The following is a 24,338-nucleotide window of genomic DNA, read 5'->3' as shown; positions in this document are numbered from 1 at the left end:
ATGGGATGATATTGAAAAACTTTGTGGATGAGACATTTCTATTGAACAGTGAAACAGCCGAACGTCTGTATAACAATTATGCCAAAGATATGCCAATCATTGATTACCACTGCCACCTCAGCCCAAAAGAGATTTTTGAAAACAAATCTTATAAGACGATTACAGATATTTGGCTCGACGGGGATCATTACAAATGGCGCTTAATGCGGGCAAATGGAATCGATGAAGAGCTGATTACAGGAGATGCAGATCCATACGATAAGTTTCTGGCCTGGGCTAAAACGGTACCGAAATCGATCGGGAACCCAGTCTATACGTGGACGCATTTAGAGTTACAAAGGTACTTTAATGTGTATAACGCATTGAATGAAGAATCCGCACCTGAAATTTGGGAAAGGGTCAATGAACAGTTGAATCAGAAGGATTTTGGCGTACAGGATTTAATTAAAGCTTCCAATGTCGAAGTCATTTGTACGACGGACGATCCGGTTGATGATTTGCGATATCACAAGCAGCTGAAGGAATCGGATTTTGAAACGGTGGTACTTCCAAGTTTTCGACCAGATAAAGGATTGGAATTGAACCGTGATGGCTTTCAGGAATGGCTGAGCCAATTAGAAGAGGCTTCCCAGTTTTCGATTGATACGTATGAGGATTTCCTTGCTGCTCTTGATGGAAGAGTCCGATACTTTCATGAGGTTGGCGGGAGGGTTTCTGATCATGCCCTTGACGAAGTCGTGTATGAAGATGCGAAGTTGGGAGAGGCCGCAGAAATTTTTATAAAAGCGAAAAACGGTGAAAAAGTCAGTCATACAGAGGAAGCGAAATATAAATCCTTTACGCTGACTTATTTAGGCAAACTTTATAGTGAACATGGATGGGTGATGCAATACCATATCAGTGCGCAGCGGAACAATAATTCGAGAATGTTCGAACGCTTAGGTCCGGACACAGGTTTTGACAGCATGAATGATGGACAGATTGCCAAGCCACTCTGCCAGCTGTTGGACTCTTTGGATAAACAGTCCGCCTTACCGAAGACCGTTTTGTATTCTTTGAACCCGAAAGATAACCCTGTCCTCGCTACGATTGCCGGCAGTTTCCAGGAAGGCGGAGTACCAGGGAAAATGCAATTCGGCACGGCCTGGTGGTTCAACGATACAAAAGAAGGAATGCTCTCACAAATGAAAACGCTTGCAGATATGGGGGTGCTCAGTCAGTTTATTGGAATGCTGACAGATTCCAGAAGCTTCCTTTCCTACACACGTCATGAATATTTCCGCCGTATTCTTTGTGACTTGCTGGCCACATGGGTGGAAAACGGTGAAGTCCCGAATGATGATGAATTACTTGAGCCAATCATCAAGGATATATCCTACCGGAATGCAGCGAATTATATTGGCATCAAGACTCCCACGCAAAGCCTGGAGGTGTAAGAGATGAAAGGATCAACATTGGAAAGGATCTTAAAGATCAATGAACAGGACAACGTTGCGGTCGCACTAAAAGATCTAACCGCTGGAACAGAAGTGGAGGTGGATGGGAAGAAAATCACCTTGAGTTCTGACATCCCGAGAGGACACAAGATCGCCTTGGTTTCCATGAGTGAAGGAACCGATGTAATCAAGTATGGATTTCCGATCGGCCATTTAAAAACCGCAGTGAAAGAAGGAGACTGGATTCATACGGAAAACACGAAAACCAACCTCGACGGCGTCCAGGAATACCAATACGAACCGAAGTTTGCAGAAAATCCTTATCCAAAAGAAAACCTGACTTTCAAAGGATTCAAGCGGGCAGATGGGCGTGTAGGGATACGTAATGAATTATGGATTGTACCGACGGTCGGATGTGTAAATGGGATTGCTGAACAGATCATTAAAATCTTTCAATCTGAAGTAGGAGATATCGCGCCTTTTGACAATATTCAAGTCCTTAAGCATAACTATGGATGCTCCCAACTCGGAGATGATCACGTTAATACAAGGACGATTCTCGGGAATGCGGTCAAACACCCTAATTCCGGAGGAGTGCTCGTTTTAGGGCTGGGTTGTGAGAATAATAATGTCGATGAATTCAGAGAGTCGCTCGGGGATTACGATGAGGACAGAATCAAGTTTCTGACTTCTCAGGATGTTTCCGATGAAATTGAAGAAGGAGTCAATTACCTGCACAAAATCTATCAGGCAGCTAAGGATGATGTGAGAGAAGAAGTTCCTCTTTCTGAACTGAAAATCGGCTTGAAGTGTGGGGGGTCTGATGGGTTCTCAGGAATTACCGCAAACCCCCTCCTTGGCAGGATATCGGATTACATTGCTGCTCAAGGCGGGACGACGGTCCTTACGGAAGTGCCTGAGATGTTTGGGGCAGAAAAACTACTCATGGAACGAGCAGTCAATGAAGAAGTCTTTCATAAAACGGTAGATTTGATCAATGATTTCAAACAATACTTCATTACGCATGATCAACCAATCTATGAAAATCCATCCCCGGGAAACAAAGACGGGGGCATAACGACACTTGAAGATAAATCACTCGGCTGCACCCAAAAAGCTGGAACTTCAGTTGTCATGGACGTGTTGAAATATGGGGAGCCATTAAAAACAAAAGGGCTTAATCTGTTGTCTTCCCCAGGTAATGACCTCGTAGCATCGACAGCACTCGCTGCTGCCGGTTGTCAGGTCGTCTTGTTTACGACAGGAAGAGGAACGCCTTTCGGATCTTTCGTACCTACAATGAAGATTTCAACGAACACCCCATTATATGAAAAGAAAAAACACTGGATCGATTTCAATGCAGGAAGCTTACTGGAAGGGGCATCTCCAGACCAAGTTCTGGAAGACTTCCGCGACTATATCATCAAGGTTGCCAGCGGTGAACTCGTAAACAACGAAAAAAATGATTTCAGGGAAATCGCGATGTTCAAATCAGGAGTAACTCTTTAAATGAGGAGGAACAGAGATGAGTCGAAGCATCATGGAACAGTTAGAAGAAGATAAAATCATAGCGATTCTACGGGGGATCCCTGCTGGTACAGGTGAAAAAGTAGCCGAAGCTTTGTACGATGGCGGCATTCATTTCCTTGAAGTCACCCTTGATACAGAGGGGGCTTTGGGAATGATCAGAAGCCTGAGAAGGGTTTATGATGAAAAACTGAAAATCGGAGCAGGCACAGTACTCAGCGTAGCGGATGCGGAAGCTGCTCTTGAGGCTGGGGCCGAATACATCGTCTCGCCTCATTTTGATGAAGAAATCGTGACCTATTGTTTATCAAAAAATGTAACCGTTTTACCTGGGACGATGACTCCGACGGAAATGGTCAGAGCTACAAATCTCGGAGCACCGGCTGTCAAAGTATTTCCTGCCGGTGCCCTCGGTGTGAAATATATCAAAGATGTCCGTGGACCGCTCGGCCATATTTCGATGGTCGCGACAGGCGGAGTGAACCTTGAGAATATCGAGGAAGTTCTTCAATACGGCGTTAAAGCGGTCGGTCTTGGCGGAAATCTTGTTGACAACCATTGGGTTTCTGAAGGGAAATATGAAGAGATCACAAAGAGAGCGAAGGAATACGTATCAAAAATCGAAGGGGGTGTCGTTCATGGCTGATATCGTCACTATCGGGGAAAGCATGGTTCTTTTTCAGCCTTATACGGGTGGAGGAATTAAATACGCGCCTCTCCTGAGTAAATCAGTAGGGGGAGCCGAATCCAACTTGGCGTTCGGCCTCACGAGACTTGGGAAAAAAGTGAGATGGATCAGTCGTGTCGGAAATGACCCTTTCGGTGAATTGATTCTCGCCACGCTGGCCGGGGAAGGCGTGGATGTTACGCATGCGGTCAAAGACTCTGAATATCCGACCGCTCTATATTTCAAAGAAGCAAAAATCCCAGGAGATCCGAGTGTTTATTACTATCGTAAGCATTCCGCAGCAAGCCGCTTTTCTCCTGACGACATCCGCTCGGAATGGTTTGAAGATACCCGACACCTGCATGTGACAGGAATCACACCTGCGCTGGGGGAAGAGACCGCTGCATTCACTAAAGAAGCGATGAAACAAGCGCGGAAACAAGGACTCACCGTTTCATTCGATCCTAATTTAAGAAAGAAGCTCTGGGATGAGGAGACGGCGAGAAGGGTCCTCCTTGATTTGATTCCCCATTGTGATGTGTTTTTACCCGGCATAGAGGAAGCTGAATTTTTACTTGGAGAAAAGCCGGCCGTCGCTTACGGAGAAGCATTTTTAAACATGGGACCATCCATAGTAGCGATGAAGTTAGGGGAAGAGGGTTCGATTGGATTTACAGATGGACATGTCTTCGAAGCTCCTGGCCACACCGTGAAACAGGTGGTGGATACTGTCGGGGCAGGAGATGCTTTTGCTGCAGGATTGCTTGACGCTTTGCTGGGGGAGGCATCCCTTTTCGATAAAGAAACCATTGTGAGGACCCTTCCTCAAGCGCTTGAACAAGCCAATATTACTGGTGCACTGGCGACGCAATTCGCTGGCGATTGGGAAGGGGCACCGACAAAGGATGAAGTCCGTCAGTATATGAACAATGAAAAAGTGGTCACACGATAGGAGGTTATTTTGATGAGTGTCGGGGTGTTGGCTCATTTATTCGGCAAAATGTCGTATCAGGAACTGGCCGCAAAAGTGGGAGGCAAAGGATTTTCCCATGTGCAGCTTGCGTTATGGAAAGCGTTCAATAACTATGATTTCAGTAAACCCGGTGTGCTCAGTCCCGGTTTAGCGGAGGATGTAAGGGAAGTATTCAGCAAGCATAATGTATCCATTTCCGTGCTTGCCTGCTACCTTCATTTTTTCCATGAAGATGTGAACGTTCGAAGGGAAAATATCGAACGGTTCAAAGAACTCATTCGCCACGCGCGGTTTTTCGGTGCTCCGATGGTGGCAGCTGAAGTCGGCAAGATGAATACGCAGAAACTGACAGGTGATGAATGGCTTATTTTGAAAACATCGCTTGAAGAGCTTGTGGAAGAGGCGGAGAAATGGGGTGTCTACATTGGAATCGAACCGGCAAACGACCACTTGATCGGAACGGCAGCATCGTTGAAGAGAATGCTTGATGAAGTTCCATCCTCTCATATCGGTGTCGTTTTAGATCCAGGAAACCTTGTGCACAAAGACAATTTCGCTCATCAAGACGAAGTCATCCAAGAAGCTTTTGATTTGTTGGGTTCCCGGATTATTGCCGCCCACGCCAAGGACAGGATTATCAACAAGGATGGAGAAATCGAAACCGTTGTGCCTGGAAAAGGGGATTTGAATTACGAACTGTATATGACTTTGCTGGAGCAATACAAACCACAAGTGAAGATCATTATGGAAAAAGCTAAGGAGCATCAAATGACAGAAGCGAAGAGCTACATTGAGAAGGTAAGAGAAGAAGCACGAGTAAAAGCATCCGTCCGTTCTGTTTTGTCCCATTGAGTTTCATCGAAAAATAAGGAGGAATGACATGCAGCACTTTTATAGAAAAAGTTGGGTAGTCATGACGATTCTGGTCCTTTTATTCTCCGCTTTTCCACCACATGTTTTTGCAGATGTCGGAGCAGGTGAGGAAGGGTGGAGTTTTCGTGCTTTCGGTTCGAACACAGGGGAGGATAAAAACCCTGATCCTCAATTCAATGAGGATGGTTCAGTTACGATTGAGGCTGCAGGTGGGAAGATTGCCAGCAGCGAAGTAGGCCTTTCCTATTATTCTACAAAACTATCCGCAGATTCGAATTTCAAACTGACTACAACGGCACATGCAGATGCATACAGTCCTGACAGCCAACGGGCCTTCGGGTTAATGTTGAGAGATGGTGTCGGTGAGGATGGAAATAGTGGGAAACAAGCTTCTAATTATGTTGCTGTAGGTGCATTGGATGATGCGATGAGAGGTTTCTACAGCAAGGGTGGCTTGGAAAAACTGGATGTATTTTCAGAGAATGTCGCCCCAGGCCCGGGAGAAGCGTATGAACTGTCGATCCAAAAGTCAGGGGATACATTCAAAGTGACATCCAATGGTCAATCGGAGACATTTTCCATAGATGGTTTATTTGAAGAAGAATTGTATCTCGGGGTGTTTGTAGCAAGAAACGGGACAATTACATTCCAGGATACGGACATAGAAAAGGCGGCAGAAGTGAAAGAGCTTGAAGTGAACGCAGATGCTATGAAGAAAGAATACTTAATCGGAGAACATTTGCAGCTGGAGGGGCTGGAGGTAAAGGGAATCCAAGAGGACGGAGATGCAATCGCCCTTGATGAGGAGGATTATATTGTAACCGGTTTTGACAGCACTGAGGCTGGACAAGTCGATTTGATCGTCAGTTACAATGGAATCCAAAAGGCGATTCCCCTACAAATCAGGGAACTTCAATTGACCGACATGTCTATCCTGTACTACCCTGCTCAAACGGAATATTACGTTGATGATTTTTTCGATCCGGAAGGGTTGGAAGTAACAGGGGTGTACGATGATGGATATTTAGAGGAGACATTAAATGAAGAGCAGTACACCCTTCTTATAGATGGAGTGGAAATTGAGGATGGTACACAGCTTACCAAAAGCGGGACTCAGACCGTGACCATTCAGTCAAATCAAAATGATGACGTGACCAGCGAATTTGAGATTGAGGTGAAAGATGAAGACGTCACAGCGTTGAACGTTGTACAGCCTCCATCTAAAACGCAGTATTTCATAGGAGAAGTGTTGGACTTGGATGGTTTGTCTGTAGAAGCCACCTATACAGATGGCGAAACCGTTCGAGTCATGAAAGAACACATGGAAGTATCTGACCTTGATACGAGTGAAGCGGGTGATAAAAAAGTCGAGCTGAGTTATAAGGGATCAGAAACTTCTTTCCCTGTGAATGTCAAAGAAAAGGAGCTTCAGGGCGTTGAGGTGACAGAATATCCGAAGACAACCTATGAGACTGGACAACCGTTTGATGCTTCAGGGTTGTCCATATCCAAAGTGTATGACAACGGCGATCAAGAGATCCTTGATCCAACTATGTATGAAGTGGATGATTCTGCATACAATGCTGAGCAATCCGGCGTATATACGATACAAATTATTCCGAGTGATAACAGTATCGATCCAATAGACTTCCCTGTAACGGTCAGAAATGAAGAAGAGGTGGATTGGAAGGAGATTCAATTCGGCCAGTCCACGGGTGAGGATACAAACTATATAGAAAAAATGGGTGATACAGTACGAATCGTCGCAGAACCGGGGGCTGGGAAGATCACCGGTGACCATGACGGGATTACCTTTTACTATACGGAAATTGATGCAGCAGAAGATAATTTCACCCTTTCAGCAGATATCAAAGTGAATGAGTATGCGAAAACACCGAATCATGATGGGCAGGAGTCGTTTGGCATCATGGCACGTGACGCGATTGGGGAAAATGATAATTCTAGTGTTTTTGCCTCAAACATCGCTGCTATTGGAGGTTTTAGTGGCGGAACACGTGAAGACAACGGCACTCAACTTTTCATTCGTACAGGGGTGGATTCCCCGGATGGTGCCGGCAGTCAAGGTGTACAAAAGGTGATGCTCGAAAATGAAAAGCCTGGTCCGGACAATACACATCCTGCACAGGAATACCGCCTGACACTTTCTAAAACGAACAGTGGCTATACAGGAGAGCTGAATGATGGGGAAGAAGCTATTTTCTTTGAGCCTGAGCTATTGAATGTCCAAGATTCCAAGGTTTATGTTGGGTTCTATACCGCACGTTTAGCAGATATCGAAGTAAGCAACATCGATTATTCGGTGACAGCAGCGGAAACAGATCCTCCAAAGGTGGAAGCACCGGAAGAACCTGTCGAGCCTGAGTTTACTGTGGAATCAAGAGACAAAACTTCTGAAGAAATGTATGAGTTGCTTCTCGAGTCCAATGTGGATGGAGAAGTAAGTGTAAAACAAGGGAATGAAGTCATTTCTAAGAATGAATCCATCACAGCTGGAGAAAGGTTATCTATTGAAACGGAGTTAGAAACGAATGCGGCTACGAACTTCAGCCTGACGTTTTTACCAGACGACACACAATTCCTGACTGATTATGAACGCCAGGTGCAGAACTTTACAGTTATGAACCGGACGTTCAGGGATGGAGGAAACATTCATGTCTCTCCGGACGGAAAGAGTGATGGAGATGGAACTGTAGAAAAACCGCTTGATCTCGATACGGCAGTAGAATATGTACAACCCGGGCAGAAGATTATCCTGGCAGACGGAAATTACGTCAGAGATTCCAAGCTCGAAATTTCCAAATACAATGATGGTACAGAGTCTCAAATGAAATATTTACTAGCATCTGATGGAGCCCGACCGGTCCTCGATTTTGATAAAAAATCGGAAGGTGTTGTGCTTAGTGGCAACTATTGGCATGTGAAAGGAATTGATGTAGCTAGATCAGCTGGGAATACGAAAGGCTTTGTCGTAGGCGGCAGTCATAACGTTGTCGAAGCCAGCCGCTTTTATGAAAATGGCGATACAGGCCTTCAAATCAGCCGAACAGACAGTGAGGCAGCTAAAGAGGAATGGCCTTCCGATAACTTGATATTAAACAGTGAATCGTTCGATAACCGTGACCCTTCAGATAACAATGCTGATGGTTTTGCAGCGAAACTTACGTCTGGAGAAGACAACATATTCAGAGGGTGTGTCGCTCACCACAACATCGATGATGGATGGGATCTTTACACGAAAGCGGGCACAGGCGCAATTGGTGCTGTGCTTATCGAAGATAGCATTGCTTATGAAAATGGAATGCTCACTGACGGCACGGTCGGTGACGGAGACAAAAATGGATTTAAGCTTGGTGGAGAAGGGATCCACGTTCCTCATGTATTAAAAGGGAGTCTTGCTTTCGATAATGGTGCGGATGGAATCACAAGCAACAGTAATCCTGGTGTGATTGTAGAGAACTCAACATCATTCAGCAACAGCGGACGGAATGTATCCTTAACCACATATGCGAACATCGAAGAAGACTTCATCGTTGATGGACTGATTTCTTATCACCAAGGGGAGGCTTCAGCGGATCAATACCCTGAAGAAAATGAAGCGGATAACAATTTCTTCTTTGATGGTGAAGTCAGTAAAAATAAATCAGGTGTGGTGCTTGATGAGAGCAACTTCAAGAGTTTGACGCCTCCTCTTCCTTTTGAAAGAAATGAAGATGGGACGTTGGTCAGGGGAGAATTCCTGAAGTTCGAGTTGACGGCCACTGCAGAATGGACGCCTCCAGTCATTAAAAAACATAAAGGCAAAGTTCCAAAAAATGAGAAGGGACCGAAAGCGACGGTCTATATCAGCATCCAGGAAGGGGCTGCTTTAGAAAACATCGACCTGGACTCGATCCAAGTAAACGGTGTATTGCAGCCATTGGACAAGCAGAAGAAAAAGGTGATAGCAGATTTTGATAAGGACGGAGAAAAGGAATACCGCGTCGATTTCTCAAGGAATGAGCTTGCTTCCATTCTTGAGAAAGGCGAGCAGGAAGTCGTGTTGAGCGGAAAATTAACATCTGGACTGTCATTCTCTGCAAAAAGTAAAATCCTTGTGAAATAAGAGAAAGAAGAGGGGGAGCCCTCTTCTTCTTTTTCTATGAATAAAGATTTTTTTGTAATAAAAAGAAAGAAGGTATGACATTGAAGGCATCAGAAGGGCATTTGTCCTATAGACAGCTCAGTAATTTTTTTATCCCTTTAGGCTTTTCCGCAAGTTTGACGTCTATTACCCACGTGATTATCAATGGGACCCTCAGCCGAGGTGAAAATGCAGCCTTCATTATCGCTTGTTATGCTGTTGCATTCGCCTTGTTCGGAATCATCGAACGTCCCATCATCGTCTTTAGACAGACGTGCTCTGCCCTGGTGAAGGATGTCCAATCGTTTAAGGTTCTCTCTTTGTTCATGATCGTTCCAATGGTCTTGATCATCGGCTTCAGTTTGACGATGGCTTTTACATCCTTCGGGGATTGGGTTTATATGAACCTATTCAATGCTGATGCCAACATGGTCGATACCATCTCTGATACGTTTGCAATCATTTTATTTGTGATCATTTTTTCAGGGATCCGCGGCCTCTATCAGGGAGTGATCATCAACCATTTGGAGACGAAATGGCTCACTATAATGGTTGTCATCCGCTTAATTATCATGTTTCTCGTCGCCTATTCATTTGTCTACTTTGACTATATTACGAGTTTGAGCGGGGCGATTTTATTTCTTGTCGGAATGTTCATCGAATGTATCATCAGTGTTTGGAAGGGGCATGGAATCCTGAAATTTTCTTATCGTAAGAAAGGAACGGATTTGCGCAATGGAGAGATTGCAAAGTTTTACGTACCGCTCGTCTTTTATTTTGTGATTCAAACGATTTTAGTACCTGTCATTTATGTTTTTTTAGCGAAAACGAACAACATTGAAATGGGTATTGCGTCATTTGCTCTGGCTTTCAGTATTACACAAATGCTTTTGAGCTTCTTTATGTACACCCATCAGCTTGTTCTTCAACTTTATGAAGTGAATAGGCAGAAAGTCATCCGGTTCATCATTTTTATCAGCCTTCTCCCTACACTTGCGCTGGTCCTTTTGTGTTATACACCTGCAGGCATGTGGTTTATGGGGGAAGTCATGGGCGCAAATGAAGAGTTGGCTTTGACGACAATAGTCGTGCTGAAGTTTTTTATTATTAAAACATTGGTTTTTCCCTGGGTGGATTTCCTTAACGGGTATTTGATGCTTTATAGAAAAACAAAACGGATGGCCATTGCGCAAATTCTTAATCTCGTTACAGTCATCGTGACCGTCTCTTTACTCGTAACCTTCTTCCCTTCCTTGAACGGAGTCAATGGTTCCATAGCAGCGTCGTTAGGCGAATTGGTCGCTCTTGTTATCGTTTCTACTATTGTTCTACGGATGATGGGAAAAAGCGAAAAGCAGGTACGGAAAACAAGCTGATGTAAGTATTTTACATTTATATTTTTCTGAATTGTGATATAATTCGAGTTAAAAAACAAGAGGGGGGACGGATTTGAAGCCATTTTACAGCAACTTCAGAATTAAAAACAAAATATTCTCCGTCTCTCTTTTGTTATTGATGATTTTCGGTATATTAGGTCTGATTACCTTTCAATACTTCACTTCGTTGTATGAAAAAAGGATTTATGAAGAGTCGGCTGATATGCTTCAATTATCTTCATCAATTGTTGATAAGGAATTGAATTTGATTGAAGAGCTTTCATTTCAAGTAAGTACGGACACTTTTGTGCAGAATTACTTAAAAAAAATCAATGAAAATCGTTTCAGTTTCGAGTCTTATGACACAAAAACCAGACTGTTGGAACGATTGCTTCATTATGCCTCCACAAGAAAGTACATAGCATCAATGCAGATCATCGATTTGCATGGCGAAAAGCATACGACAGGATTTGATACATCTCTCGAGAATGATGAAGGGAAAATCAAAAGGGTGTTGTCCGAAACGAATGGCTCGAACGTTTGGACGAAGATAGAAGGGAAGAACGGGATTTCTGCCGCCCGGACGATTAGGAGCAAAGAAAACCTGAGCCTCAATAATATCGGTACCCTGATCATTTCGATTGACATGGACACCTTTGTCGAGGAAACGCTCAATTTTTCACCTGACAATAAAGAAATGGTCATTACAAGTAATCATGAAATCTTTTATCAAAGTGATACGAGCAACTGGGAAATGAAAGACTTTGCTGTTGAAGGAAATGGCAGCGGTTACATGACGACTCCAATAGATGGGAAGGAATACCTGCTGACATATGCGCACTCAGGTTTTTCTCAACTGACGTATCATCATTTACTACCTTATGGTGACGTGAAAAAGCAAACAACAGCGATAAAAATTATTATGATTATTTGCTTTGTCCTGATGCTGTCGCTGACCATTTTATTAAGCCAGCGGGCGGCTAAAAACATCTCCAAGCCGCTGGAAGCCTTATCTTCACAAATGAAAAGGGTAGAGGAAGGAGATTTCAGTGAATCTCTTAAAAACAAATATCACAATGATGAAGTAGGGGAACTGCATGACAATTTTCAGTTGATGCTCAATCGAATCAATGAGCTCATCAAGGAAAATTATACAAAACAATTGATGATTCAAGAAACAGAGTACAAAGCGCTCCAGGCGCAAATCAATCCCCACTTTTTATACAATACGCTCGATTCCATCAACTGGCTCGCGAAAATGCAGAAACAGGAAAAAATATCGGTTATGGCGGATGCCCTTGGAAATATGATGCGAAATATCATTAGCAAAAAGGATCCAATGATAACAATTAAAGAAGAATTGGATATTGTACGCAACTACATCACCATTCAAAAATACAGGTATGATCATAGGTTGAATTTTACACTTTCGAACTTAGAGGATTATGAAATGGGGGAAATTCCAAAACTATCCATCCAACCTATTGTCGAAAATGCGATTCAACACGGGTTGGAAGAAATGATTGATGAGTGCCGCATTCATTTGGACATCTCTGAAACCGAGGGTAACTTGGAAATTAAGGTGAGTGACAATGGTCCGGGGATTGAAAAGAGTCTCCTTGATGGCATTTATCAGGGGGATGTACGATCGAAGAGCTCCGGGATCGGTCTGAATAACATTCATGAGAGGATCAAAATGATGTTCGGAGAAGAGTATGGGATTACGATCGAAAGTGAAGTAGGCAGAGGAACAACAGTAAGGATTCGATTACCTTATATAACGGGGTGAGGGAAAGTGTACAATGTTCTATTGGTCGATGATGAAATCAATATCCTTGAAGGAATCGCCATGATCGTTGATTGGGCGGCCTGTGGCACAAAGCTTGAGTCGAAGGCCCACCATGGTCAGATGGCTTTCGATATGATTATGGAACAAAAGCCGGATATCGTCATTACGGATATTAAAATGCCTGGTCTTAATGGAGTGCAGCTGATCAGGAAAGTCCACGAAATTCATCCTGAAATCCGGTTTATTGTCTTATCAGGTCATGATGAATTTGAATTTGCCAAAACGGCAATGGAATGTAACGTTAAACATTACCTTTTGAAGCCAAGCAACGAACAAAAAATTGAAAAATCATTAAAAGAAGTGGTTGCAGACCTAAATGAAAAAGAAGAGAAAGAAGCTTTTCTCGAGAGTATGCAGGATCATTTGAAGAAAGTCATGCCAAAAGCGAAAGAGCAGTTCTTGAAGGAGTTTATTACAAACAAAAAGTACGGGGTGCAAGATTGGGAGTATTACAGCCGTCTTTTTGAAATAGACACCGATTCAAAAGAATTTTATCTTGTGGTGGCAGAGATGGATCCTCCTTATGAATACGAACATGTCCTGGCCTTAAAGAAAGTAATGGTTGAAGAGATGGGAGAGGAGCACATCCCGCTTGAAACTACGATCGGGGATAAGATTGTCATCTTGGTCGAACGGAAGTCCCGTGACAGGATTATTGAAAAAATAAAAGCGGCCAAGCAGTCTTTCTCTGATTTTTATCCGAAAGAGTATACAGTCGCTATCAGTGACCTGGGAAGCATCAGCCAATTGAGGGAATTGTATAATGACACCCTTTACTGTCTGACCCAGCGTTTTTACGTATCAGGTGGAAGCATCATTACGATGCAGGATATTAAGAAAGACCATACAGGTATGAAAGAATTACAATATGATCATGAAAATTTGATTTTTGCTATACGAAGTGGAAATGAATCGCTTGTCCAACAAAATCTTGAAGAGTTCTTTAAGGAAGTATGGCAGGAGAAATATGAAGTCAGCCTACTAAAATCTCATTGCCTTGAATTGTTCATGTCCATCATTCGTCAGGCGGATCGTGAAAAAATGGATGACTATTTCAAACAAGTCCTCCTATTCCAGGAATATGATAAGTTCCAAGAGCTGAAGCAATTTTTGGAGAAGGTTGCTTTTGAGATCGCTGAACATCACTACGATCGGACGAAGCAGACGCAAAGTAATATCATCAACCGTGTGATTGAATATGTAGAAAAACACTTATCTGATGAGGAACTCACACTATCCTCCATCGCATCAGACGTTCTTTATATGAATTCCGATTACTTAGGGAAGCTTTTTAAAAAAGAAAAGGGAGAGCGTTTCTCAACCTTTCTCGTTCACCGCCGCATGGAAAAGGCTGTCGATCTTATCAACCAGGAAGAGCATGCGAAAATATCAAATATCGCAGAAGCCGTAGGTTTTGGTAACAATCCGAGGTATTTTGGACAGGTTTTCAAAAAACATACAGGGATGACTCCGACAAACTATATTCAAGAAAAACAGAAATGAAAAACTTATAGACTATCGTTCTATAAGTTTTTTTATATGTTTTGGATTTAGTAATGAAGACTTTAATTAATAGTTATTAAAGTAAATGGCAGTATTTTTGAAGACTCGATTTCGAGATTTTTGTGCGGTTTTAGGGGCTGCGTGAAAAGGTTCGCTTTCCATGGGGCGGGCGCTGAGCCTCCTCAGGTTACGCCTTGCGGGGTCTCAGCTGGCCCGCACACCTCATAGGAGTCTCACCGTTTCCCTCCGCCCCTTTACAAATGAGGTTCTCGAAATCTCTCAGTACTTGTCTAGCTCTGATGTAAAATCCAGTTAAGCCGCGTTGATAGAGTATTCTTAACCATAAAAGCTCTTCTTACTGGAAGGTAGTTTCGAGAAACCCTTACGGCAAGAGGCGAAGGGGAATGGCGACACTCATGTGGGAAAAAAGTGCTTGGTGAGACCCAGCAGGACGCAGTCCGAGGAGGCTCACCGCGCTCCCACGGAAAGCGAGCTATTCCCCGCAGCCCCACCCACTCAACAAAAGCCTCGAAACTGAGTCTTCAAGAATAGGATGCTTATGTTTGATTGGATAGGAGAGGAGGCGACAGGATTATTCCTGTTTTTTGTACAAGTCTGTTTTTTCTACATAGATATCTGAAAATTTTATTTATTAGGAAAGTTATTCATCTTATGATAGATACATGCAAAGGAAAGCGCTTTCAAATATTAAGGGGGAGGTCTTTTGAAATTGATGAAAAAGTTTTTGATTTTCAGTTTGATGGCATTGGTGTTAGCAAGTGTTCTGGCCGCCTGTTCGAACTCGGATCAGGCATCCGGGGAAGACAGTGATGGCGACAGTGATGTAACGACATTGAGGATGACCTGGTGGGGTTCACAAAGCCGACATGACCAAACACAAGAGATTATAAAGGCATTTGAAGAAGAAAACCCTGATATCAAAATTGAATCAGAATTTACAGGTTTCGACGGGTATTTTGAAAAGATGGCCGCACAGGCATCAGGAAACAACCTTCCTGATATCATGCAGCAAAACTTCGGTGAATACTTGAACCAATATGCCGATAAGGAATTGCTCGCTGACCTCACGCCATTTGTTGAAGATGGTTCCATCGATGTCGAAGGTGTAAGCGACACAATCATGGAGTCTGGTAAAAAGAATGGCAAGCTACTTGGTATTCCAACAGGAACGAATGCTTTGACTGCTTTCTACAATAAGGACATGTTGGATGAAGCTGGAGTCGATGTTTCTGACGGTCAGTGGACTTGGGAAGATTATGAAGAATATACAACAGCCATTAGTGAAGCGACAGGTGAATATGGTGCCCGCCTAATGGAACCGAAAAACTTGTTTGAATATTATCTTAGAGAGCAAGGGAAAACGTTGTTCAATGAAGACGGTACAGCTCTAGGATATGAGGACGATCAACTCCTCGTTGATTATTTTGAAAGGAACTTGGAACTAGAAGAAAAAGGGGCTATCCCTAACTATGACACCATTCAGCAAATTAAAGGTGTTGAGGATGAGTTGATTGTACGTGGGGAAGCTGCTTTTGATTTCCGATGGTCCAATCAGGCGACTGCGCTTGATAGTGCAGCGGGCGATAAACCGATCGGAATGACCCTCCTACCTGGGGAGAACAACAGTCAAGGCATGTACTTGAAGCCTGCAATGCTTTGGTCAATCAGTGAAAATTCTGAGCATAAAGAAGAAGCGGCTCGTTTCATCGACTTCTTTGTTAATAATATTGAAGTGTACAAGATCGGTGGTTCTGACCGGGGTGTACCAATCAAAGAAGAGATTCGAAGTGAACTTTCTGCTGATTTGAGTGAGACTGATCAGAAAGTGTTTGACTACATTGAGCTGGTGACGGAAAACAGTTCACCAATCGACTCAAACTTCCCACCGGAATCTTCTGAGATCCTGGCAGAATTGACCAAGATTGACGAACTCGTCATGTATGGTGAGCTTTCCGCTGAAGAAGGAGCCGAACAGTTCAGATCTACGGTAGAAAGGATCATGAGCAGGTAATAACTAGGGAAGATGGTCCTGTTCCTTTCTAAATAGGGCCATCTTCTTCTTTATAAAATAAGGACACTAGGAGCGGGCGGCCGGCCAAGACTCTTCAGTTTTATGTGGTGGGGTCTTGTCAGGTCGTTATCCGCCATGCAAACGATGGTTTCTAGTAAACAAATCTATGAAAGTGAAAGAGGTGAGTGCGTTGATTCCTAAGAAAAAAGAAGAAATCCATGAAACGGTAGAACCTCAGCACCCGGCGAAAAAGCCGAAAAAGAAAAAGATGAAACCCGTACCACCAAATAAAAAATTAAATACAGGAAATCAAAACGTAACAGGATATGCGTTTATATCTCCTTTTCTAATCGGACTATTTTCGTTGACTTTGTTCCCAATTCTTTATTCCCTGTATCTATCTTTTACGGACTTTGACTTAATGGGGACGCCGAATTGGATCGGTCTAGATAACTACCAAAGAATGTTCACAGAGGATCCAACGTTCTGGAAGTCTATGAAAGTGACATTCTTCTATGCTGGAGTAGCTGTTCCCATTCGATTGGTCTTCGCTCTTCTAGTCGCCCTGGCTTTGAATAAAGTGGTGGAAATGGTCGGGTTGTACCGAACTCTTCTTTATCTTCCGTCTGTCGTAGGTGGAAGTATTGCCGTCTCTATCATGTGGCGTCAATTGTTCGGAAACGATGGGGCTTTCAACTCTATTCTTGCAACCCTTGGTTTACCGACACACTCGTGGCTAGGGGATCCGGATACAGCGATTTGGACACTTATTGTATTGTATGGCTGGCAGTTTGGGTCATCGATGTTGATTTTTCTTGCAGGGCTCAGAAACATTCCGAAAACATTCTATGAGGCATCAAGTGTCGATGGTGCAGGACCGATTCGTCAGTTCTTCATCATTACCATTCCATTATTGACTCCGGTCATTCTGTTCAACACAATCATGCAGGTTATTCAAGGTTTCATGGCCTTTACTCCTAGTTTCGTCGTAACGAACGGTGGCCCAGTGAACAGTACACTATTGTATGTCCTTTATATGTATCAGCGGGCTTTTGAGTACTTCGATATGGGTTACGCATCAGCGATGGCATGGGTGATGCTGGTCATTATCGCTATATTTACAGCATTGATCTTCAAGAGTTCTGAACATTGGGTTCACTATGAATCGGATGCGAAGTAAAGAAAGGAGCGGGCGTGATGAAGAAAAAAAGAATTACGAAAAAGACCATACAGCATGTGCTGATGGGGAGTTTCGCATTAATGATGATCTATCCGCTTGTCTGGATGGTCAGCAGTTCATTGAAAAAGAGTGAAAATGTATTCGTCAACTCTCACTCGTTGATTCCGAGTGAATGGCATTTTGCCAACTACATTGATGGTTGGAACGGCTTCGCAGGCATTACGTTCGGGACGTTCTTTTGGAACTCCACAATTATTACCGTTATTGCGACTGTAGGTAGTATTATTTCTTCAACGTTTATCGCTTATGGTTTTGCCCGCATTAAGTTTGCAGGGAAGAAAATCTGGTTCGTTGCGATGATGCTTACGATGATGCTGCCGTTCGAAATGGTCATGATCCCTCAATATATCATGTTCAACAAGTTCGGATGGATCGATACCTATCTACCACTCATCTTACCGACCTTTTTCGGGATACCGTTTTTCATCTTCCTGATCATGCAGTTCATCCGGACCATCCCGATGGAGCTGGATGAAGCAGCGAAGATCGATGGCTGTAACACGTTCGATATCTTTTTCAGGATCATCGTACCGTTGATCATACCAGCGATGATGACTTCAGCGATCTTCTCGTTTTATTGGAGATGGGACGATTTTATGGGACCGCTCATTTATTTGTCTACACCAGAGAAATACCCGGTTTCCCTTGCCTTGAAACTTTTCTCTGATCCGAACTCCGTGACAAACTGGGGTGCGATGTTTGCAATGTCGACGTTGAGTATTTTACCGATTTTCATCATTTTCTTTGTCTTCCAGCGTTATATCGTTGACGGAATCAGTTCTACAGGTATGAAAGCTTAAACTCATTTTAAAGGAGAGATCTTCTATGGTATCAAATCAACAAACAGCAGCACGTAAGAAATTAACCACCCCTCTCGAATGGGGAAAAGCGGCATGTGACTCCCTTATGACAACGTTCGACCCTTCAGAGCTTCCGCCTGATGGAAGGTGGCACTACCATCAGGGGGTATTTTTAGAGAGTATGCGCCAGCTGAAGGAGATTGTAGGCGGGGATGATTACCTGACTTACATTAAAGGTTATGTCGATCACAATATCGATGAAAACGGCAACTTCCTCTGGAATCGTAAAGAACTGGATGCCATTCAAGCAGGGCTATTATTATTTGAACTGGATGAAAGGTATAAAGAGGAGGACACAAGATACAGAGTTGCTGCCCAAAAATTACGCCGCATGTTTCCGACATTAAACCGGACATCTGATGGAGGCTTTTGGCATAAGGATGGCTATCCATACCAAATGTGGCTCGATGGATTGTACATGGGCGGTGTGTTTGCGATGAACTATGCGAAAGCTTATAACGAACCTGAACTCATGGATATGGTGCTTGAGCAGGAGCGGTTGATGAGAAAGCACACGCTTGATCATGAAACAGGCCTTTATCATCACGCATGGGATGAAAGTAAAGTCCAGCCATGGGCCGATTCTGAAACAGGGAAATCTCCTGAATTCTGGGGAAGAGCGATCGGCTGGTACGGCATCACTTATAACGAAATTCTGGACTTTTTACCTGAAGCACATGAATCGAGAGCAGAGCTTGAGACTGCCCTTAAGAACCTTGCTGAAAGTCTTGTGCAATATCAGGATGAAAAAACCGGCCTTTGGTATCAAGTGGTCGATAAAACGGATCGTAGTGACAACTGGATTGAAACGTCCTGCTCAGCTTTGTTTATTTATACCATTGCACGAGCCATCCGGAATGGTCATTTAGATGAGAGCTATAAAGAGCAAGCAATTAAGGGCTATCGAGGTCTTTTGGAGAGAATGGAATTCAATGAAGAAGGGCATTTTATCATGCCGGAAATTTGTATCGGGACAGGCGTCGGAGACTATGAGCACTACATCAACAGACCGAAAACAGCAAACGACCTTCATGGGGTTGGATCGTTTGTTCTGTGCAGTATTGAAATGCAGCACTTAATCCCTGAGTTATAAGATAAATCTGCTTGAAATTGGAGTTGAAAGCATGAGGAAATTTGCTGTTTGCGGAGTGAGTAAAAGGGCGAACGATATGTTTATCCAGCCAATGATTGATACGTTCGCCGCTACAAGTGAACTTGTCGGGCTTTTGGATAACGATCCGAAACGTTTCGCTGTCTGTAAATCTACTTTTCCTAAAATCGCCAACGTTCCGGAGTATAATGAAGAAGCATTCGATCGGATGGTATCAGAAACAAAACCTGATACGATCATCGTCGCTAGCCGGGATGATACGCATGTGGAATATATTTTGAAAGCATTAGAAAAGGACATCGATGTGATTACAGAAAAGCCGATGACCACGACAGCCCATGACAGTCATCGTGTCGTGGAAGCAGAGAAGAAAAGTAAAGGGAAAGTGACGGTCACATTCAATTATCGTTACAGCCCGTATCATATGAAAATTAAAGAATTGGTATTATCAGGTAAGGTCGGCCGAGTGACCTCGGTTGATCTGAACTGGTACATCGATACCTACCATGGGTCAAGCTATTTCCAGCGTTGGAACCGGAATAGAGAACATTCCGGTGGATTATCGATCCATAAGTCTTCCCACCATTTTGATCTGGTCAACTGGTGGCTGAATCAGAAGCCTGTCGAAGTTTTTGCTTTTGGCGCACTCAATTACTATGGGTCTGAAAGTGTCCATAACCCGGTGAAGGAAGATGGGCGTCATTGCAAAACTTGTGAGGTTAAACATGAATGCCCGTACTACACAAGGTGGAATTCAAGGAGTAACAGTGCGGTCGTGAAAGATGACCATATTGATTCGGACGAAGCGAGAAAAGATGGATACACCAACTATCGTCCTGACCAGTGTGTGTTTGATTCGGATATTGAAATCGAAGATACGTACACCGCGACTGTCCGTTATGATCAGGGAGCCTTGTTGAGTTATTCCATTAACTTTTCACTTCCATATGAAGGCTACAGACTTGCCATCAATGGGACAGAAGGGCGAATTGAAACGACGGAATGGCACGCGCCTTCACGGGTGCCATTCCCTGTTCCAGAGCAGACGATCGAGTATTTCCCTTTGTTCGGATCAAAAGAAACGATCCACGTCCTGAAGCAGGAGGGCGGCCACGGAGGGGGAGACCCTATTATACAGGAAGATATTTTTATGGGAGAAGACCCCGCTCGTCCTTATCAAGTACTCTCAGGGAGTGAAGACGGGGCTTATGCTGTAACGACAGGAGAAGCTGTGTGGAAATCTGTCAAAGAAAAACAGGCGATTCAGATTGAGGATTTATTTCATCAGCCGACTTATAGCGGATAAGTCGAGCATCTAAGAAAAGGTCTCAGAAGAAGACCAATTCCAAGGAGGTTTTCACGATGAATGGAGGACGTTTACTTTCAGGAGTTCTTGCGTTATGCAACTGGGTGACTCACTTCGCTTTGCTGAATCTGTTATGGATCGGCTGCACACTGCTTGGTGGTGTCCTTTTCGGGATCGCTCCGAGTACAATCGCATTATATACCGTTACGAGAAAAGCGGCTCATGGAGAGAGCGATATAAAAATCACAAAAACTTTCTGGAACACGTTCAAGAAAGAATTCTTTCGTGCGAACGGTCTGGCTCTTCTTCTGACTTTCATAGGTGTCGTCTGTTTCTATGATTTACACTTTTTCCGTCAATTCGATGGAGTGATCTATGAGGTGCTTGCGACAATTGCGCTCATTTGCTGCCTGACGTATATCATTCTTCTTATGTACATTCTTCCTGTATTCGTTCATTATAAGCTAAAGGTAATCGAATCTATTAAACAAGCATTGCTCATAGGGTTCCTGAAACCTGGGAATTTAATTTTAATGGTTGTTACAGGCTTGTGTACGTACTACTTTTTCATTAGTTTCCCTGGTTTCATACCAATCTTCGGCTTTACGATTTTCGCTCATTTGAATATGTGGATTGGATTGAAATGCTTTGAGAATATCGAAGAAATCAAAGTGGAAAGCCAGGCTGCTTAATAAACGAACCATCTTTTGGCCCCTTGTTTAAGGGGTCCTATTTATTTGTAGGAATAGGGGGATGACCCATGGAAATTCTTTTTATATTTTTGAATATCATTGTCCCGGTCTTTATTTTAATAGGCGTTGGTGCGGGGATGCATAAAGCCTTCAAGCTTGATTTGTTTACGTTGGCGAAATTGAATATCTATTTTTTAAGTCCTGGATTCGTTCTTATCAATCTCTATGAATCTTCTTTTTCTATCGATTTGTTAGGAAAAGTCGTTCTCTTCTTTTCTCTTTTCATATGTGCACTTTTTATCATCGTCCAACTCGTATCCAGAGTGTTCCAATTCAATAAAGGAGTGCGGGGTGTATTTACGAACAGCGTCGTTCTATACAACTCTGGAAATTATGGTATACCTGTGAATGATTTGGCATTCAAGCAGGACCCTTTCGCTGCAACGGTTCAAGTCATTGTTATGACGCTGCAAAATGTCTTTTCTTACACATTCGGGATTTTTTCGTTGAGGGCTGTAGAGGAGGGGCGACTGCGGGCGTTGGTTGGATTGTTGAAAATGCCTGCGATTTACGCGATGACGCTTGGAGTACTACTGAACATTGGAAATGTGGATGTACCTGAGTTTTTACTCAAACCGGGAGAATATGTGGCGGATGCCATGGTAGGGATTGCTTTAATTACGCTTGGAGCACAGGTGGCTCAGCTGACTTTTAAGTTCAAATTGCTTGTCGTATACATAAGCCTGTCCATCCGTCTTATTTTGGGGCCGGCGCTCGCTTTTCTTATTATTTGGGGGTTGGGTTTTGAAGGTTTACTTGCTCAAGCCTTATTGATTTCCTCAGGCATGCCAAGCTCTGTGAACAGTGCGATCATCGCGCAGGAGTATCGCAATGAACCAGAGCTTGCCGCCCAAATTGTTTTGGCTTCCACTGTTTTCAGTATGATTACGGTGACGCTTACGATTTACTTCTCCCAAGTGTTGTTTTGAATTAGATACGTATCCATTGCTTGAGGGGCGAGTTTTGCTCAACCAGTGACTCGCACACGAGACCTGCCACTTTTTGAGCTCCGCTTTCATTAAGATGAGTATCATCTCTTGCTCCTTCAGGGAAGTTCAGGGAGTATCCCGGGCTTAACCACATGAAAAGTTCTTTGGAACGTTCGGGACCAAGCTCTAGTAGGAGGGTGGTTGTTTGGGTGGTCATGTCGATCAGCATGACAGAGTGACTGTCCGCTACTTCTCTCATCGCTTCGGAAAAATGGCCGTGTGTTGGTTCAAGGGTATGTTCATCCAGGAACTTTCGTCGTTGGATCGGTGTCAGAAGTACAGGTGTGGCTCCTTTAGAACGCGCCGCTTCTATATAGGTCTTTAAATTTTCCTGATACGTTGTGTATGGATCCGTCTGCCGGTGTTCGTCCGGTTTGCTGTCATTGTGTCCGAATTGAATGAAAAGGTAGTCTCCTTCTGTTAAGGAGGCGTTTATTTCCTGTAGCCGGCCTTCAGACAGAAAACTTTTCGAGCTTCTTCCGTTTACAGCTTTATTCATAATGGTCACTTCATCTGTGAAGTAGGAAGGAAGCTTCTGGCCCCACCCCATTTGAGGGTGGGAAGAAGGGGGATAATCCGCCATTGTTGAGTCGCCTGTCAAAAAAATAGTCGGTTGTTTCATCTAGGATCTCCTCCGTGTTTGACAAGATTCGGTAATCTTTAATTCGGGTTCCAAGTAAATGTTTTGTTCGACTTTTTCTTCACTAATTAAACGCATGACAACATCGGCCAGTTTTTCTGTAATGGTGTGGAGGGGGACACCTACCGTGGATAGGGGAACCTCGAAACTTTCTGTCGCCGGGATGTTGTCGTAGCTAATGATGGATACATCGCCAGGGATAGAAAGACCTTTTTCATGAACTGCTCTCAGGATTCCTTTAGACAAGTCATGGCTTCCACTGATGATAGCTGTTGGGACGGCTTGTGCCGCACACACCTTTTTCATCGCTTCATAGCCATCGTAAGATTCCAAATCCTCGACAGCAATGACAACAGAGGAAGCTGCGATTCCGTTTTCCTGTACAGCTTCAAGAAAACCGTTCACTTTTTCTTCTTGAAGATGGTCCACTTTTGTCATCCCGCCGATATATGTGATTTCTTCATGGCCATGCTCGGTCAGATAGTTAACAGCTGCTCGTACCGCCTGCTTGCGATTGACATCGACCGTAGGGAAAGGAGATTCTTCATGAGCAATTCCATAGGTGATAATCGGGACGGTAGAGTTTGCAGGCTCTTGTGAATTTCTTTCATCGAAAGCAACGATGGCATCGACTTGATATCGGTTGAATGTATTGATGGCATGTTCCATATCGTTGATGGAAATCAGAGTCGTATAGGATAGTTCTTCCAACCGCTTGTTCAAACCCGTAATTAAAGCAGAATGTGTGACACGTTCAATGGTTGGCCAGACGATCCCGATGGTATGGGATTTCTTTGAGACGAGACTTCTTGCGGCTACGTTTGGCTGATAACCAAGTTGTGCGGCAATTTTTATGATTTTCTGTTTCGTCGGTTCTTTGACGAGGGGACTGTCCCGAAGCGCCTTAGAAACCGTCGAATAGCTGACTTCAGCAGCTTTGGCAATATCCTTGATTGTAACTCCCATGGATGGACCTCCATTTCTGAATGACTGTCATGATTATAAAAAATTATGAAGCGTTAAACAATGAGAAACCTTGGTTCTTTCGATGTTCTTCGACTTT

General features: G+C 43.6%; 18 protein-coding genes. 16 read left to right on the top strand and 2 right to left on the bottom strand.

Annotation, left to right across the window (positions count from 1 at the left end):
• Positions 1–11 precede the first annotated feature (11 nt).
• From uxaC to BLS23_RS05495, 16 genes are all read left to right on the top strand, one after another.
• The gene (uxaC, locus tag BLS23_RS05570; RefSeq protein WP_089651556.1) at positions 12–1,436 is read left to right on the top strand and encodes a glucuronate isomerase; all 1,425 of its coding nucleotides are present in this window, start codon (positions 12–14) and stop codon (positions 1,434–1,436) included.
• Positions 1,437–1,454: 18 nt separating this feature from the next.
• Entirely contained in the window at positions 1,455–2,945 is a 1,491-nt protein-coding gene (locus BLS23_RS05565; protein ID WP_089651663.1) for a UxaA family hydrolase, read from the top strand.
• Between the two features lie 16 nt (positions 2,946–2,961).
• Positions 2,962–3,609, top strand: a complete 648-nt coding sequence (locus tag BLS23_RS05560; protein WP_089651555.1) for a bifunctional 4-hydroxy-2-oxoglutarate aldolase/2-dehydro-3-deoxy-phosphogluconate aldolase — start codon at positions 2,962–2,964, stop codon at positions 3,607–3,609.
• Complete coding sequence (locus BLS23_RS05555; RefSeq protein WP_089651554.1) at positions 3,602–4,582, top strand: sugar kinase; 981 nt, start codon at positions 3,602–3,604, stop codon at positions 4,580–4,582. Before BLS23_RS05560 ends, BLS23_RS05555 begins: the two co-directional genes overlap by 8 nt.
• Before the next feature lie 12 nt (positions 4,583–4,594).
• Positions 4,595–5,455, top strand: a complete 861-nt coding sequence (locus BLS23_RS05550; RefSeq protein ID WP_089651553.1) for a sugar phosphate isomerase/epimerase family protein — start codon at positions 4,595–4,597, stop codon at positions 5,453–5,455.
• Positions 5,456–5,483: 28 nt separating this feature from the next.
• Entirely contained in the window at positions 5,484–9,599 is a 4,116-nt protein-coding gene (locus BLS23_RS05545) for a bacterial Ig-like domain-containing protein (RefSeq protein ID WP_089651552.1), read from the top strand.
• An 80-nt stretch (positions 9,600–9,679) separates the two neighbouring features.
• Positions 9,680–10,993: a hypothetical protein gene (locus BLS23_RS05540; RefSeq protein ID WP_089651551.1), complete on the top strand. Its 1,314-nt coding sequence runs from the start codon at positions 9,680–9,682 to the stop codon at positions 10,991–10,993.
• A 73-nt stretch (positions 10,994–11,066) separates the two neighbouring features.
• Positions 11,067–12,782 (top strand): cache domain-containing sensor histidine kinase, encoded by a 1,716-nt coding sequence (locus BLS23_RS05535; RefSeq protein ID WP_089651550.1) that lies wholly within the window; start codon positions 11,067–11,069, stop codon positions 12,780–12,782.
• A 6-nt stretch (positions 12,783–12,788) separates the two neighbouring features.
• Positions 12,789–14,345 carry a response regulator transcription factor gene (locus BLS23_RS05530; RefSeq protein WP_089651549.1) on the top strand — a complete coding sequence of 519 codons (1,557 nt, stop codon included), beginning with the start codon at positions 12,789–12,791 and terminating at the stop codon, positions 14,343–14,345.
• Between the two features lie 733 nt (positions 14,346–15,078).
• Positions 15,079–16,377, top strand: coding sequence for an ABC transporter substrate-binding protein (locus BLS23_RS05525; RefSeq protein WP_244157106.1), 1,299 nt, complete (start codon positions 15,079–15,081; stop codon positions 16,375–16,377).
• A 268-nt stretch (positions 16,378–16,645) separates the two neighbouring features.
• On the top strand, positions 16,646–17,557 hold the full coding sequence (locus tag BLS23_RS05520) for a carbohydrate ABC transporter permease (protein ID WP_089651662.1): 912 nt from the start codon (positions 16,646–16,648) through the stop codon (positions 17,555–17,557).
• 17 nt (positions 17,558–17,574) lie between these two features.
• Complete coding sequence (locus BLS23_RS05515) at positions 17,575–18,417, top strand: carbohydrate ABC transporter permease (RefSeq protein WP_089651547.1); 843 nt, start codon at positions 17,575–17,577, stop codon at positions 18,415–18,417.
• A 25-nt stretch (positions 18,418–18,442) separates the two neighbouring features.
• On the top strand, positions 18,443–19,570 hold the full coding sequence (locus tag BLS23_RS05510; protein ID WP_089651546.1) for a glycoside hydrolase family 88/105 protein: 1,128 nt from the start codon (positions 18,443–18,445) through the stop codon (positions 19,568–19,570).
• Between the two features lie 31 nt (positions 19,571–19,601).
• Positions 19,602–20,894, top strand: a complete 1,293-nt coding sequence (locus BLS23_RS05505) for a Gfo/Idh/MocA family protein (protein WP_089651545.1) — start codon at positions 19,602–19,604, stop codon at positions 20,892–20,894.
• A gap of 56 nt (positions 20,895–20,950) precedes the next feature.
• Entirely contained in the window at positions 20,951–21,586 is a 636-nt protein-coding gene (locus BLS23_RS05500; RefSeq protein ID WP_089651544.1) for a YesL family protein, read from the top strand.
• A gap of 68 nt (positions 21,587–21,654) precedes the next feature.
• On the top strand, positions 21,655–22,575 hold the full coding sequence (locus BLS23_RS05495; protein ID WP_089651543.1) for an AEC family transporter: 921 nt from the start codon (positions 21,655–21,657) through the stop codon (positions 22,573–22,575).
• Between the two features lies 1 nt (position 22,576).
• On the opposite strand, the gene BLS23_RS05490 is transcribed toward BLS23_RS05495, so the two are convergent.
• Complete coding sequence (locus tag BLS23_RS05490; protein ID WP_089651542.1) at positions 22,577–23,257, bottom strand: rhamnogalacturonan acetylesterase; 681 nt, start codon at positions 23,255–23,257, stop codon at positions 22,577–22,579.
• Positions 23,258–24,241, bottom strand: a complete 984-nt coding sequence (locus tag BLS23_RS05485; RefSeq protein ID WP_089651541.1) for a LacI family DNA-binding transcriptional regulator — start codon at positions 24,239–24,241, stop codon at positions 23,258–23,260.
• Positions 24,242–24,338 lie beyond the last annotated feature (97 nt).

This window comes from Halobacillus aidingensis (assembly GCF_900104185.1).
GTDB classification, from domain to species: Bacteria; Bacillota; Bacilli; order Bacillales; family Halobacillaceae; genus Halobacillus; species Halobacillus aidingensis.
This window is presented reverse-complemented; position numbering and strand designations above follow the sequence as displayed.